Genomic DNA, 14157 nt, shown 5'->3' on the forward strand with positions numbered 1-14157 from the left:
GCGACGCATTCCACTCAAAACGTACTCACATCTGGCACATAGGTTCGTTTGATACGAAGGACTGCGTGAAACGAATCGCACACCTCACTGCAGCAACAGCCGTCGTCGCCGTCGGTCTGGGGTTGGCTGGTATCGGCGCCGCATCTGCCGCCCATGCCCAGCCTGGCCCCTTCCCGCAATGGTGCCCGGGTGACTTCTGGGATCCCGGCTGGGGGCCTAACTGGGACTGGAACGGCTGCCACGAAAACTGGCGCGGGCCCGGACCCAACCCGCATCCCGACCCGCACTGGGGACCTGGTTGGGGACCTGGCGGACCGCCCCCGCCTGGCGGACCTGGTTGGCACCCCGGGCCCGGTGGACCCGACGACCACCCAGGCGGGCCCGGTGGCCCGAGGGATCACCCCGGCGGACCCCGGCACTAACGCACCTGACCACCGCAAGCGACGGTCGCGGCCAACCCCGCGGCCGTCGCTTTTTCATTCACCGGAAATCCGCGATCCGTTTGGGGCGCAGACCCTCGGGGTACCGCCAGCGGATGAAGAAATCTGTACGCGTCGCTGCAACGGCGACCTTGCTTGCGGCGGGTTTAGGCCTGGTCGGCCTGGGCGCGGACAGCGACGTCCACGCGCAAGTGACGGCATTCGCGACCTAATCGTGCAATCCGGGCGACGACTGGAACCCCGGAAACGGACCGTAATGCAACGGGCCGGGGTATGGCCCCGGCGGCGGGGGCGGGCACTAACGCCGCGCGTCAGCGTCCTTTGACGCCCAGTGCCGCATAGATCTCGCCGGACAGCGCGACACTGCGCGGGTCGGCGTTGGCCTTGGTGGCGTCGAACCGATTCATCACGTACGCGTAGCCAATTCGGTGTTCCAGATCGACGAACCCGAACGAGCCGCCCAGCCCGCCGTGCCCGAAGATCCGCGGGTTGGGTCCGTTGACGCAGCGCTGGTTGAGCATGTAGCCCAGGCCCCAGCCGTGGTCGGCCACCCGCGGGCCCAGCACCAGGTCGGTTTCGAAACCGCCCTGCGGCACCCGGATCAGCTCCATGTGGCGGCGGCTCAACAACTTCTCCTGGGCGAGCGCGTTGTAGAAGGTCGCCAGGCCCAGCGCCGACACCTGCGCGTTGGTGCCCGGGAACTCAAGCGCGCGCCACCTCGTCAGGTCGTTGGAGCCCAGCTCGTCGTCGGGCGCGAAGCCCATCGAGACGGCCAGCCCCGCCTTGGGGTGCTCGTCCAGCGAGGTCGGGTAGCCCGGGGCGTTCACATCGGCCAGCATCTGGCGGATGTGCGGCTTGTTGACCAGGTCGGCGCAGCGGTGCTGCTCGGCGGCCGGCAAGCCGATGTGCACGTCGATCCCCATCGGCTCGGCGATCTCGGTACGCAGGTACTGGCCGATCGTTCGACCGGTGACGCGGCGCACCACCTCGCCGAGAATGAACCCGAACGTGGTCATGTGGTAGCCCTGCGCGGTGCCCGGTTCCCACCACGGTTCGGCGGCGGCCAGCTGCTCGCAGACGAAATCCCAGTCGGCGACCTTCTGCCACGGCATCCGTGTCCGCGGGCCGATGACCCCCGACCGATGGCTCATCACCATCGCGATGGTGATGGCCTTCTTGCCGGCCTGCCCGAACTCCGGCCAGTACCGGGCCACGGGCGCGTCGAGGTCGATCTCACCGCGCTCGACGAGCTGGTGTACGCAGGTGCTGCTCAGCCCCTTGGTGCCGGAGAGCACAGTGGCCAGGGTGTCTTCCCGCCAGGGCCTTTCGCCGGCGGCGTCCGCGGAGCCGCCCCACAGGTTGACGACGAGAGCGCCGTCCACCCAGGCGGCGACCGCGGCGCCGACCTCGCCGCGCAGCGCGAAATTCTGCTGGAACGCGTCGCGAACTTTCTCGAAACCCGACGCGCATATGCCCTGGATTTCGACGTCGCTCATTGAGCCTTCCTGCCGGGTACCCCCGCTTCGAGCGGGCGACGGGAATCGAACCCGCGTCGCTAGTTTGGAAGACTAGGGCTCTACCATTGAGCTACGCCCGCATGCACAACTCGAGCCAGACTGTACGGCGCGTCCGACATCAAATCCAAATGACGCCGTCCCGTGACCTTGCCGTGAGGTCGATGCCGGGGACGGCGGTGTCGGGCCGTAGGATCGCGAGGTCACCGCGGGGTGTAGCGCAGCTTGGTAGCGCATCCGCTTTGGGAGCGGAAGGCCGCAGGTTCAAATCCTGTCACCCCGACTCCGCGCCGAGCGCCGAAGCCCACCAGAACAGACAGCGAGGAGCACAGCCGTGAAAAGCACCGTCGAGCAGTTGAGCCCCACCCGGGTTCGCATCAATGTCGAGGTGCCGTTCACGGAGCTCGAACCCGACTTCGACCGCGCCTACAAGGAACTGGCGAAGCAGGTACGGTTGCCGGGTTTTCGTCCCGGCAAGGCGCCGGCCAAGCTTCTCGAGGCGCGCTTCGGCCGTGAGGCGATGCTCGACCAGGTCGTCAGCGAAGCCCTGCCCAGCCGCTACAGCCAGGCGGTGACGGAATCGGAGGTGCGGCCGCTGGGCCAGCCCGACATCGAGGTGACCAACAAGGAGTACGGCGAGGAGCTGACGTTCACCGCCGAGGTCGACGTGCGCCCGGACATCACGCTGCCGGACCTCAGTGCGTTGAAGATCACCGTCGATCCCATCGAGGTCAGCGACGAGGACGTCGACGCCGAGCTGCAGTCACTTCGGGCCCGGTTCGGCACTCTGACGTCAGTCGAGCGGCCCGCTGCCAACGGAGACTTCGTCTCGATCGACCTGTCCGCCACTGTCAACGGCGAGGACGTGCCGGAGGCGACGACGCAGGGACTGTCCCACGAGGTCGGGTCCGGGCAGTTGGTGGAGGGTCTCGACGAAGCGGTCGTCGGGCTGTCAGCGGGCGAATCCCGAACCTTCACCACCAAGCTGGCCGCCGGCCCGCACGCCGGCCAGGAGGCCGAGGTCACCGTCACCGTCGGTTCGGTCAAGGAGCGTGAACTGCCCGAGCCCGACGACGAATTCGCCCAATTGGCAAGCGAATTCGACACCATCGAGGAGCTGCGGGCCAACCTCGCCGAGCAGGTGCGACGGGTCAAGCGCATCCAGCAGGCGGAGGCGATCCGCAACGCGACGCTCGAGGCCCTGCTCGAGCAGGTCGACATGCCGCTTCCCGAGGCGGTCGTGCAGGCCCAGGTCGACGACGCCCTGCACAACGCCATCCACCGCTTCGACCACGACGAAGCCAAATTCGCCGAGGCGCTTGCCGAGCAGGGGTCGTCGCGCGAGGAGTTCGACGCCGACACCCGCGCCGGCGCGGAGAAGGCCATCAAGACCCAGCTGCTGCTCGACGCGCTGGCCGACGACCTGGACATCCAGGTGGGCCAGGACGACGTCACCGAGCGGCTGGTGCTGACCGCGCAGCAGTACGGGGTCGAGCCGCAGCAGTTGCTCGCCTATATGCAGCAGAACAACCAGCTGCCGGCCATGTTCGCCGACGTGCGCCGCGGCCTGACCATCGCCGCGGTGGTCGAGGCGGCCACCGTCACCGACACCGACGGGAATGTGATCGACACCAGCGAATTCTTCGGTCGCGGTGCTGCGGAGGAAGCCGCCGACGCGGAGCCGGCGGACGACGCCGAGTGAAGCTCTGAGCGAACGTGGGCACTTGGGGGAGTGCAGCACGGCGCCGGTTGGTTAGTGTCGTTCATACAGAACACGAGAAAGCAGGTAGTCCACTGTGAGCGGTGACATGCGTTCGAACACGCAGGGTCTGAACCTCGTCGACTCGGTCTATGAGCGCTTGCTCTCCGAGCGCATCATCTTCCTGGGGTCTGAGGTGAACGACGACGTCGCCAACCGGCTCTGCGCGCAGATTCTGCTGCTCGCCGCCGAAGACCCGACCAAAGACATCTCGCTGTACATCAATTCCCCCGGCGGGTCGATCAGCGCCGGCATGGCGATCTACGACACGATGGTGCTCGCCCCGTGCGACATCGCCACCTACGCGATGGGCATGGCCGCCTCAATGGGCCAGTTCTTGCTGGCGGCCGGCACCAAGGGCAAGCGCTACACGCTGCCGCACGCCCGCATCCTGATGCACCAGCCGCTAGGCGGTGTGACCGGCAGCGCGGCCGACATCGCGATCCAGGCCGAGCAGTTCGCTGTCATCAAGAAGGAGATGTTCCGGCTCAACGCCGAGTTCACCGGCCAGCCGCTCGAGCGGATCATGGCCGACTCCGACCGCGACCGCTGGTTCACCGCTGCCGAAGCCCTGGAATACGGGTTCGTCGACCACATCATCACCAACGCCCCCGTCAATGGAGAAGCCCGATGACTCCTCAGATCCAGCCGCAGGCTCGCTACATCCTGCCGTCGTTCATCGAGCACTCGAGTTGGGGCGTCAAAGAATCCAACCCGTACAACAAGCTGTTCGAGGAGCGCATCATCTTCCTCGGCGTCCAGGTCGACGACGCGTCGGCCAACGACATCATGGCGCAGCTTCTGGTGCTGGAGTCGCTGGACCCCGACCGCGACATCACGATGTACATCAACTCCCCGGGTGGGGGATTCACGTCGCTGATGGCGATTTACGACACCATGCAGTACGTGCGGGCCGACATCCAGACGGTGTGCCTGGGGCAGGCCGCCTCGGCCGCGGCGGTGCTGTTGGCCGCCGGCACGCCGGGCAAGCGGCTGGCGCTGCCCAACGCGCGGGTGCTCATCCACCAGCCGTCGCTGTCGGGCGTGATCCAAGGCCAGTTCTCCGACCTGGAAATCCAGGCCGCCGAGATCGAGCGGATGCGCACGCTGATGGAGACCACCCTGGCCCGCCATACCGGCAAGGACGCCGCCCAAATCCGCAAGGACACCGACCGCGACAAGATCCTGACCGCCGAAGAGGCCAAGGACTACGGGATCATCGACACGGTGCTGGAGTACCGGAAGCTCTCGGCGCAGCCCGCCTGATCTGGCCGCGCGCCGAACGTGTACTCACGGCGCACTTTCGGCCGATTTTCCGCCCTGGATGCACGCTCGGCGAACGGCGGCGATGTCGGCCGGGCGTACGCGGCAGCACCCGCCGACCACTCGCGCTCCCGCCGAAACCCATTGCGGCACAAGCTGGGCCGAGAATCGCGACGGCCCGACCCAGGCGCGGCGGGAGCCGTCCCAGCGCTCGCCGCTGTTGGGGTAGACGATCACCGGCTTACCCGTCTCGGCCGCCGCCGAGATCGCCGGCAAGACGTCGTCGGGTGAGCAGCAGTTGACGCCGACCGCGACGATCTCCGGTACACCGGCGACCACCGCGAACGCGTCGGCCAGCGGCTGCCCGGCGCGGGTGTGGGCGCCGTCGATGGTGTAGCTCAGCCAGGCCGGCACGCCGAGCCGGCGGACCAGGTTCACCAGCGCCTCGGCCTCGTCGACGTCGGGCACGGTCTCGAGCGCGAGCACGTCGGCGCCGGCCTCGGCCAGCACCTCCAACCGCGGGCGATGCCAGGACTCCAACTGCGTCACGGAAATTCCGTACCGCCCGCGATATTCCGACCCGTCGGCCAGTGCCGCGCCGTACGGCCCGATCGATGCGGCAACGGATCCTCCGCCGATCTCGTCGCGGGCCGCCGCCGCCAACTCGACGCTGCGCCGCAGCAGCCGCACGGCATGCCTCCGGTCGATCCCGCGAGCGGCGAAACCGTCGAACGAGGCTTGATAGCTGGCCGTGGTCGCGTACATCGCGCCCGCATCGAAGAACGCCCGGTGCACAGCGGCGATCTCCGCCGGAGCGTCCACCAACAGCCTCGCCGACCACAGCGGGTCGGAAAGATCGTTGCCGCGTGCCTCCAGCTCGGTGGCCAGGCCGCCGTCGCCGATCAACACGGTATCCTCGGGCACGGCCATTCCCACGGGCCCAGGGTAGGGCCCCGCGAATCGGTCCAGTAACGGCCGCGACACGCCAGGGATACGGCGGCGCGTTACGAGGCGCGCCAAGCGCCGAGAGGCGATATGTTCTGGAGCGGACAGGCACGAATATCACTGACGCGATTCGGCCTTAACGGTCGCGTCGCGCCGGAGCAAGCGGGTAGCGTCGGGAAATACACGCGGCATACCACACGAACGGTGAACAGGAAGTAGGCCCCCAGCACCATGGCGCGCATCGGAGACGGCGGTGACCTGCTGAAGTGTTCCTTCTGCGGGAAGAGCCAAAAGCAGGTCAAGAAGCTCATCGCGGGCCCCGGCGTGTACATCTGCGACGAGTGCATTGATCTGTGCAACGAGATCATCGAAGAGGAACTCGCCGACGCCGACGACGTCAAACTCGACGAGCTGCCCAAGCCCGCGGAGATACGGGAATTCCTGGAGGGCTACGTCATCGGCCAGGACACCGCCAAGCGCACACTGGCCGTCGCGGTCTACAACCATTACAAGCGCATCCAGGCCGGCGAGAAGGGCCGCGACTCGCGCTCCGGTGAACCCGTCGAGCTGACCAAGTCCAACATCCTGATGCTGGGACCGACCGGCTGCGGCAAGACCTACCTGGCCCAGACGCTGGCCAAGATGCTCAATGTGCCGTTCGCCATCGCAGACGCCACCGCGCTGACCGAGGCCGGATACGTCGGCGAGGACGTCGAGAACATTCTGCTCAAGCTGATCCAGGCCGCCGACTACGACGTCAAGCGCGCCGAGACCGGCATCATCTACATCGACGAGGTCGACAAGATCGCGCGCAAGAGCGAGAACCCGTCGATCACCCGCGACGTCTCCGGTGAAGGCGTGCAGCAGGCTCTTCTGAAAATTCTGGAGGGCACCCAGGCATCGGTGCCGCCGCAGGGCGGGCGCAAGCACCCGCACCAGGAGTTCATCCAGATCGACACCACCAACGTGTTGTTCATCGTGGCGGGCGCGTTCGCCGGGCTGGAGAAGATCGTCTCCGACCGCGTCGGCAAACGCGGGCTCGGCTTCGGCGCCGAGGTCCGCTCCAAGGCCGAGATCGACACCACCGATCACTTCGCCGAGGTAATGCCCGAAGACCTGATCAAGTACGGGCTCATCCCCGAGTTCATCGGCCGGCTGCCGGTGGTCGCGTCGGTGACCAACCTGGACATGGACTCGCTGGTCAAGATTCTGTCCCAGCCGAAGAACGCGTTGGTCAAGCAATACACCCGGCTCTTCGAAATGGACGGCGTGGAACTGGAATTCACCACCGATGCGCTGGAGGCCATCGCCGAGCAGGCGATCCACCGCGGCACCGGCGCCCGCGGGTTGCGCGCGATCATGGAGGAAGTCCTGCTGCCGGTGATGTACGACATCCCCAGCCGCGACGACGTCGCCAAGGTGGTCGTGACCAAGGAGACGGTGCAGGACAACGTCCTGCCGACGATCGTGCCGCGCAAGCCGTCGCGCACCGAGCGCCGTGACAAGAGCGCGTAATTCGCCACCGCTGCGCGGCGCTAGCTAATGTTACTCATGCGTAGCTTTTGTTCTTAGACTTTGCATTCCAGCAAAAGTGATGAACACCACACTTTCCCCGTGCATGCCACCACGCCGCGCGTCTGACCTCGATTTTTGGACGGATGGCGATACGGTGGTCCTGCGCGTGGGCGTGAATTAAACCCTAAGAACAGTGCAATAATCGGTACTGCCAGTGACATAAAACGCGGCCGGGGTTCACTCCGGCGGCGGGTACCGGTAGCCGCAACGCAGAGTGCCCGTGCGAGAGACAGCGACGGAAGGCGGGGACGTGGGTCCGAACGAGAACGGAGCCAGGTCAGAATCTCATTCAGCCGGCGCGGCCGCATCCAAGCGGCAGAAGCTGGAACAAGTCGTCATCCGCTTCGCCGGAGACTCCGGTGACGGCATGCAGCTCACTGGTGACCGGTTCACCTCCGAGGCCGCCTTGTTCGGCAACGACCTGGCCACCCAGCCCAACTACCCGGCCGAGATCCGCGCACCGCAGGGCACCCTGCCCGGCGTCTCGTCGTTCCAGATCCAGATCGCCGAGTACGACATCCTCACCGCCGGAGACCGGCCCGACGTGCTGGTCGCGATGAACCCGGCGGCGCTGAAAGCCAACATCGGCGACCTGCCGCGCGGCGGGCTGGTGATCGCCAACTCCGACGAGTTCACCAAGCGCAACCTGGCCAAGGTCGGCTACCAGGACAACCCGCTGGAATCCGGGGAGCTGTCCGAGTATGTGGTGCAGTCGGTTCCGATGACGACGCTGACGCTGGGCGCCGTGGAGGCCATCGGCGCGTCCAAGAAGGACGGCCAGCGGGCCAAGAACATGTTCGCGCTAGGTCTGCTGTCCTGGATGTACGGGCGGCCCATCGAGACCAGCGAGACCTTCATCCGCGAGAAGTTCGCGCGCAAGCCCGATATCGCCGAAGCCAACGTGCTGGCGCTCAAGGCCGGCTGGAACTACGGCGAGACCACCGAGGCCTTCGGCACCACCTACGACGTCTCCCCGGCGAAACTGCCCGCGGGGGAGTACCGGCAGATCTCCGGCAACACCGCGATGGCCTACGGGATCGTCACCGCGGGCCAGCTCGCCAACATCCCTGTGGTGCTCGGCAGCTATCCGATTACGCCGGCCTCCGACATCCTGCACGAGCTGTCCAAGCACAAGAACTTCAACGTCATCACCTTCCAGGCCGAAGACGAGATCGGCGGCGTCTGCGCCGCGTTGGGCGCGGCCTACGGCGGCGCGCTTGGCGTCACCAGCACCTCCGGGCCGGGCTTGTCGTTGAAGTCCGAGGCCATCGGGCTCGGCGTGATGACCGAGCTGCCGCTGCTGGTGATCGACGTGCAGCGGGCCGGCCCGTCGACCGGCATGCCGACCAAGACCGAACAGGCCGACCTGCTGCAGGCGATGTACGGCCGCAATGGCGAATCGCCGGTCGCGGTGTTGGCGCCGCGGTCGCCGTCGGACTGCTTCGAGACCGCGGTCGAGGCGGTGCGCATCGCGGTGTCGTACCACACCCCGGTGATCGTGTTGTCCGACGGCGCGATCGCCAACGGTTCCGAGCCGTGGCAGATCCCCGACGTCAGCACTCTGGAACCCATCGAGCACACCTTCGCCAAGGCCGGTGAACCGTTCCAGCCGTACGCCCGCGACCCCGAAACGCTGGCCCGGCAGTTCGCGATTCCCGGCACTCCCGGTCTGGAACACCGCATCGGCGGCCTGGAGGCGGCCAACGGGTCGGGCAACATCTCCTACGAGCCGGCCAACCACGACCTGATGGTTCGGTTGCGCCAGGCCAAGATCGACGGGATTCGGGTTCCCGACCTGGAGGTCGACGACCCGACCGGCGATGCCGAGCTGCTGCTGATCGGGTGGGGCAGCACCTACGGCCCGATCGGGGAGGCGTGCCGGCGCGCGCGCCGGAGGGGCATCAAGGTGGCGCACGCCCACCTGCGTTACCTCAACCCGTTCCCGGCCAACCTGGGCGACGTGCTGCGCCGCTACCCGAAAGTGGTGGCGCCAGAGATGAACATGGGCCAGCTCGCGCTGCTGCTGCGCGGGAAGTATTTGGTGGACATCCAGTCGGTCACCAAGGTGCAGGGACTGTCGTTCCTGGCCGACGAAGTGAGCCGCCTTATCAGCGCCGCGCTGGGCGGCACGCTGGCCGAGATCGAGGAAGACAAGGCGATGGTCGCCAGAATGGCAGCGGCGACGGTTGGAGCAGGAGCTGACGCATGACGGACCTGATCGGCCACGACCTGGGGTTGAGCGCGCTGAGCGGGGTGCCCACCACTGACCAGCCGCAGAAGGCCAAGGACTTCACCAGTGACCAGGAGGTGCGCTGGTGCCCCGGTTGTGGTGACTACGTCATCCTCAACACCATCCGCAACTTCTTGCCCGAGCTCGGGCTGCGCCGCGAGAACATCGTGTTCGTCAGCGGTATCGGCTGCTCAAGCCGCTTTCCGTACTACCTGGAGACCTACGGTCTGCATTCCATCCACGGTCGCGCGCCGGCCATTGCGACCGGGTTGGCGCTCGCCCGCGAGGACCTGTCGGTGTGGGTGGTCACCGGCGACGGCGATGCGCTCTCGATCGGTGGCAACCATTTGGTGCACGCGCTGCGGCGCAACGTCAACCTGACGATCCTGCTGTTCAACAACCGGATCTACGGTCTGACCAAGGGCCAGTATTCGCCGACCTCCGAGGTCGGCAAGGTCACCAAGTCCACCCCGATGGGATCGCTCGACCAGCCGTTCAACCCGGTGTCGCTGGCGCTGGGCGCCGAAGCGAGTTTCGTGGGCCGCGCGCTGGACTCCGACCGCAAGGGGTTGTCGGAGGTGCTGCGCGCCGCGGCCACCCACCGCGGGTCGGCCCTGGTCGAGATCCTGCAGGACTGTCCGATCTTCAACGACGGCTCGTTCGACGCGCTGCGCAAAGAAGGCTCCGAAGAGCGGGTGATCAACGTCCGCCACGGCGAGCCGATCATCTTCGGCGGGGGCGGCGAATACTGCGTGGTGCGTTCCGGATTCGGCCTCGAGGTGGCCAAGACCGCCGATGTCAGCGCCGACGAGATCGTCGTGCACGACGCGCACACCACCGATTCGGCCTACGCGTTCGCGTTGTCGCGGCTGTCCGACCAGAACCTCGAACACACCGTGATGGGCATCTTCCGTCAGGTCAGCCGGCCCACGTACGACGACGCCGCACGCGCGCAGGTGACTGCCTCGGCGGCGACTGCCCCGGCGGATCGCGCCGCACTGCAAGCGTTGTTGCGGGGGCGCGACACCTGGACCGTCGCCTGACGTGGCAGCCGCTCCGGGCTCGTTAGCAGGGGTAGTGCTGGCGGGGGGCGCATCCCGGCGGATGGGACGCGACAAGGCCACTCTTGCAGTACCCGAGGAGATTGCGGCTTCCGATGGCGCCACGACGATGGTCGAGCACGTGGTCGGGATTGTCGGCAAGCGTTGCCAGCCGGTGTTCGTCGTCGCCGCCCCGGGACAGCCGCTGCCGGAGCTGCCGGCGGACGTCCTGCGCGACGAAGTCCGCGGGCTGGGGCCGCTTTTGGCTACCGGACGCGGACTTCGGGCGGCTTTCGAGGCCGGCGCAAAGCGGGCATTCGTGTGCGCCGTCGACATGCCGCTGCTGACGGTCGATTTGATCGACATGCTGGCCGACCGGGCCGCTGAGGTAGACGCCGAGGTGACCTTGCCGTGGGACGGCCGCGACCACTACCTGGCCGCGGTATACCGGACCGACCTGGCCGACCGGATCGACGCCCTGGTGGCCTCCGGCGAACGCACCATGCGTGCGCTGGTCGATGGCATCGACGCTCAACGGATCGTGGTGCCCGACTCCCGGCCGCTGAGCAATGTGAATTCTGCGGACGATTTGCGCAAGCTGGTGCAGTCCAGCCGCTGAGCCGCGCACAATTCGGACTCCTTGCCGCCATTCTTGTGTAAATTCCCGGCTCAAACGCTGACTAATTCGCCGCCAGAATTACAATAAACGGCTATTGGCGCCAAAAATTTGCCGGGCTGGATTTGACGGAGGGTCGGTGGAGGGCCGGCTGATATCCCTTGCGGCAGAAGGGATTGCAGCCGTAGAAGCCTACTCAAGAGCGTTCGCGGCTCGTTGGCCGCCGCCGATACGAGCCGAGGAAATTCGATCGTCTTGCGCGGCGAGTCAGTATCCAGTGCGGCCTCGGCCGGTGTCAGCGCAGGTTCGCGGGTTTTCGTCGTGAGCAGCGCAACAGTTACGAAATCCGTTGTGGCGTAGCATAGTTAGCGCTCGCCAATGCTGACACCGCTGGTACAGCCCAAGTCTGGGCGTAGTCCGAGATGAAAATGTATGCAGCGCAGCGGGTTTAGGAGTGCCCTGCACATGGAGACAACCAAAGCCCCGGCCCAGGGCGGCGAATTGTGTGGAGTCAGCGCAAAAGCCGGCGCGCAAGGCGCACGGCCCTGCTGACACCGTGTCAGCCGCGAAATCGGCAGTTTGACCCAGGGCAAATCCGTGGTCCAGCTCACAATTTATGCGTGATTTGGCTCACGGCGCGCCGCTTGCTTTGCCGCTTTGACGTCTGCGAAAAAGATATCCGTGACCTGGGAAGACAATTATCTGCGCCACGGATAATCTGGACGTTATCGAACCGAGATATGCGTGTCGCGTGACGTGACGAATGCAATCCGGTCTCGTACGGTCCGTGTCGGCCCTAAAACGGCCAACCCAAAATCGAATCCACGGACCCGCGTGTGAGCGGGGCTGCGAGCGGCACGGCCGTCGCGCAGCCATCGGGCGCAAGCCCGCCGGGCGGATCACGCCCCCGCTGTCGTGCCTGAACGAGACGGCACGTTCCAAAGCACCAACCAGCCTGCACAGGCACCCCAGGCCCACATTCGTGGGCTTGCTTTGGCGCGCGCACCGCGAAAGGAACGATGTTGAAGAACGTCCACAAGACGCTCATCATGGCCGCTATCACCGGGGCGCTTGCCGCTGCGCCGCTCGCGCCCTTTGCCGCGACCGCCTACGCGGAAGGCGAGGCCTGGGACTCGAACGCCGCCCTCGGCACCATGCGCGACGCGGCACCGGCCGAGGACCTGCCTCCGGCTCCGGAGGACCTGCCTCCAGCACCCGAGGACCTGCCCCCGGCTCCCGAGGACCTGCCCCCGGCGCCCGAGGCGCCGCCCGCCCCGGAGGCCGCTCCTGAGGAGCCCGCTCCGGCTCCCGAGGCGCCTCCCGCACCGGTGAAGAAGGCCTACAGCGTGAACTGGGACGCGATCGCGCAGTGCGAGTCCGGTGGCAACTGGTCTATCAACACCGGTAACGGCTTCGTGGGTGGTCTGCAGTTCACCCCGAGCACCTGGCGTGCCAATGGCGGCTCGGGCTCCCCGGCCAACGCGAGCCGCGAGGAGCAGATCCGGGTGGCCGAAAACGTTCTGCGTACGCAGGGCATCGGCGCCTGGCCGGTCTGCGGCCGGCGCGGCTGACCTCACGGCTACACAACACGGTGCCGGGCCTTCGGGCCCGGCACCGTCGTCTATTCCGGGGCCGGCAACACGAACGCCGACCGGGCCGCGACCGACGCCAGATGCCGGTTCAGCACCACCTCCGGGATAAGCACGCTGGCCCGCGCAGCGACAGCGCTCAGCACCGCGGGACGGGCGTTGATGACCCGGCCGATCAACGCCGCCTCCCGGACGATCGAGGTGACCCGTCGTCGCCGGAAGACGCCGAACCGTGCGAACGCCGTCGGCAGGTCGCCGGCCCACCGGACGCAGGCGGCCAGCACGGCGGCGTCTTCGAGTGCCTGACACCCGCCCTGGCCCAGATGTGGGCGCATCGGATGGGCCGCGTCGCCGACCACCGCGACCGGGCCGCGGGCCCAGCATCGGGCACGACGGCGGTCATAGAGGTCGTTGCGCAAGATGTCGGCGGGTGCCGTCGCCGCAAGCATGCCCGGGACGGGCTCGGGCCAGCCGGCCAGCTTTCGCTGTAAGTACGCCAACTCGCCGCCGGGCGACACCCGCCCTTCCGGCGCGCGTTCGGTGGTGAACCAGTAGGTGCGGTCGGGCCCCATCGGGACGTGGCCGGTTTGCACCCCGGGCCCGAGCGTCTCGCCGGCCAACTCCGGGTCCATGGTGCAGGAGGCGACCCCCCGCCAGGCGGTATAGCCCGCGTAGCGGTTTGTCAGCGGGCCGTTGAGGTGCCGCGCCACCACCGAGCGTGTCCCGTCGGCGCCGACGACGGCATCGGACGTGCGGGCCGTGCCGTCCGACAGCTCGAGTCGAACGTCTCCGTCGACCGCGAGACCAGTGACGGACAGCCCGTATTCCACGGTGCCGGGCGCCAGCGCACCGGCAAGGATGTCCCGCAGGATCGAGCGCTGCACCACCACCATCGGCTCCCCGAGAGCGGTGACTAATCTTTCGTCGGCGGGATGGCGCAGCCATGAGCCGTCGCGCCAGCGCAGCGCACCGGCGGTGACGCGGCCACCGGCCTGGCGAACCGCGTCCCCGACCCCGATGTGGTCCAGCGCGGCCAGCGCGTTGGGCCAGATGCTGATCCCGGCCCCCGCCGACGTGTCGGTGCGTTCTTCGATCACCGAGACCTCGCGGCCGCAGCGCTGTAGCGCCACCGCGCTGGCCAGACCCGCGATGCCCGCGCCGACGACGGCGATGCGTTGCGCCATGT

At 67.2% G+C, this 14157-nt stretch carries 12 protein-coding genes and 2 tRNA genes; 10 read left to right on the forward strand and 4 right to left on the reverse strand.

Annotation, left to right across the window (positions count from 1 at the left end; all coding sequences use genetic code 11):
- Nucleotides 1-65: 65 nt before the first annotated feature.
- Nucleotides 66-422: an Mtp family mycobacterial-type pilin gene (locus AWB95_RS24205; RefSeq protein WP_084706964.1), complete on the forward strand. Its 357-nt coding sequence runs from the start codon at nt 66-68 to the stop codon at nt 420-422.
- Between the two features lie 329 nt (nt 423-751).
- On the opposite strand, the gene AWB95_RS09970 is transcribed toward AWB95_RS24205, so the two are convergent.
- Together AWB95_RS09970 and AWB95_RS09975 are read right to left on the reverse strand one after the other, a co-directional pair.
- Entirely contained in the window at nt 752-1936 is a 1185-nt protein-coding gene (locus AWB95_RS09970; RefSeq protein WP_062538955.1) for a serine hydrolase domain-containing protein, read from the reverse strand.
- Nucleotides 1937-1966: 30 nt separating this feature from the next.
- Nucleotides 1967-2037: transfer RNA gene (locus AWB95_RS09975), tRNA-Gly, on the reverse strand.
- A 126-nt stretch (nt 2038-2163) separates the two neighbouring features.
- On the opposite strand from AWB95_RS09975, the gene AWB95_RS09980 reads away from it, so the two are divergent.
- The 4 genes from AWB95_RS09980 (at nt 2164) to clpP2 (ending at nt 4979) form a co-directional block, all read left to right on the forward strand.
- A tRNA-Pro gene (locus AWB95_RS09980) sits at nt 2164-2237 on the forward strand.
- A gap of 51 nt (nt 2238-2288) precedes the next feature.
- Nucleotides 2289-3656 (forward strand): trigger factor, encoded by a 1368-nt coding sequence (gene tig / locus AWB95_RS09985; RefSeq protein WP_062538954.1) that lies wholly within the window; start codon nt 2289-2291, stop codon nt 3654-3656.
- Between the two features lie 106 nt (nt 3657-3762).
- Entirely contained in the window at nt 3763-4347 is a 585-nt protein-coding gene (locus AWB95_RS09990) for an ATP-dependent Clp protease proteolytic subunit (protein ID WP_062538969.1), read from the forward strand.
- Nucleotides 4344-4979: an ATP-dependent CLP protease proteolytic subunit ClpP2 gene (clpP2, locus tag AWB95_RS09995; RefSeq protein WP_085168131.1), complete on the forward strand. Its 636-nt coding sequence runs from the start codon at nt 4344-4346 to the stop codon at nt 4977-4979. The genes AWB95_RS09990 and clpP2 overlap by 4 nt, the downstream gene beginning before the upstream one ends.
- Nucleotides 4980-5003: 24 nt before the next feature.
- On the opposite strand, the gene mmuM is transcribed toward clpP2, so the two are convergent.
- Entirely contained in the window at nt 5004-5906 is a 903-nt protein-coding gene (gene mmuM / locus AWB95_RS10000) for a homocysteine S-methyltransferase (RefSeq protein ID WP_062538951.1), read from the reverse strand.
- Nucleotides 5907-6152: 246 nt separating this feature from the next.
- Here mmuM and clpX point away from each other — a divergent pair, with 246 nt between their 5' ends.
- The 5 genes from clpX (at nt 6153) to AWB95_RS10025 (ending at nt 12953) form a co-directional block, all read left to right on the forward strand.
- Nucleotides 6153-7436 carry an ATP-dependent Clp protease ATP-binding subunit ClpX gene (clpX, locus tag AWB95_RS10005; protein ID WP_062538950.1) on the forward strand — a complete coding sequence of 428 codons (1284 nt, stop codon included), beginning with the start codon at nt 6153-6155 and terminating at the stop codon, nt 7434-7436.
- A 310-nt stretch (nt 7437-7746) separates the two neighbouring features.
- The gene (locus AWB95_RS10010) at nt 7747-9705 is read left to right on the forward strand and encodes a 2-oxoacid:acceptor oxidoreductase subunit alpha (protein ID WP_085168133.1); all 1959 of its coding nucleotides are present in this window, start codon (nt 7747-7749) and stop codon (nt 9703-9705) included.
- On the forward strand, nt 9702-10769 hold the full coding sequence (locus tag AWB95_RS10015; RefSeq protein ID WP_062538949.1) for a 2-oxoacid:ferredoxin oxidoreductase subunit beta: 1068 nt from the start codon (nt 9702-9704) through the stop codon (nt 10767-10769). The genes AWB95_RS10010 and AWB95_RS10015 overlap by 4 nt, the downstream gene beginning before the upstream one ends.
- Before the next feature lies 1 nt (nt 10770).
- Nucleotides 10771-11385, forward strand: a complete 615-nt coding sequence (gene mobA / locus AWB95_RS10020) for a molybdenum cofactor guanylyltransferase (protein WP_269745713.1) — start codon at nt 10771-10773, stop codon at nt 11383-11385.
- Between the two features lie 1019 nt (nt 11386-12404).
- Complete coding sequence (locus AWB95_RS10025; protein WP_085168192.1) at nt 12405-12953, forward strand: transglycosylase family protein; 549 nt, start codon at nt 12405-12407, stop codon at nt 12951-12953.
- Between the two features lie 50 nt (nt 12954-13003).
- On the opposite strand, the gene AWB95_RS10030 is transcribed toward AWB95_RS10025, so the two are convergent.
- Complete coding sequence (locus tag AWB95_RS10030; protein WP_085168135.1) at nt 13004-14155, reverse strand: FAD-dependent monooxygenase; 1152 nt, start codon at nt 14153-14155, stop codon at nt 13004-13006.
- Between the last annotated feature and the right edge of the window lie 2 nt (nt 14156-14157).

The organism is Mycobacterium celatum (genome assembly GCF_002101595.1).
GTDB classification, from domain to species: Bacteria; Actinomycetota; Actinomycetes; order Mycobacteriales; family Mycobacteriaceae; genus Mycobacterium; species Mycobacterium celatum.

Bases quoted from the DNA above. Each gene is read 5' to 3' on its own strand.
- AWB95_RS09970 (WP_062538955.1), bottom strand. From the start codon at position 1,936: ATGAGCGACGTCGAAATCCAGGGCATATGCGCGTCGGGTTTCGAGAAA.
- AWB95_RS09990 (WP_062538969.1), top strand. From the start codon at position 3,763: ATGCGTTCGAACACGCAGGGTCTGAACCTCGTCGACTCGGTCTATGAG.
- clpP2 (WP_085168131.1), top strand. From the start codon at position 4,344: ATGACTCCTCAGATCCAGCCGCAGGCTCGCTACATCCTGCCGTCGTTC.
- mmuM (WP_062538951.1), bottom strand. From the start codon at position 5,906: ATGGCCGTGCCCGAGGATACCGTGTTGATCGGCGACGGCGGCCTGGCC.
- clpX (WP_062538950.1), top strand. From the start codon at position 6,153: ATGGCGCGCATCGGAGACGGCGGTGACCTGCTGAAGTGTTCCTTCTGC.
- AWB95_RS10015 (WP_062538949.1), top strand. From the start codon at position 9,702: ATGACGGACCTGATCGGCCACGACCTGGGGTTGAGCGCGCTGAGCGGG.
- AWB95_RS10030 (WP_085168135.1), bottom strand. From the start codon at position 14,155: ATGGCGCAACGCATCGCCGTCGTCGGCGCGGGCATCGCGGGTCTGGCC.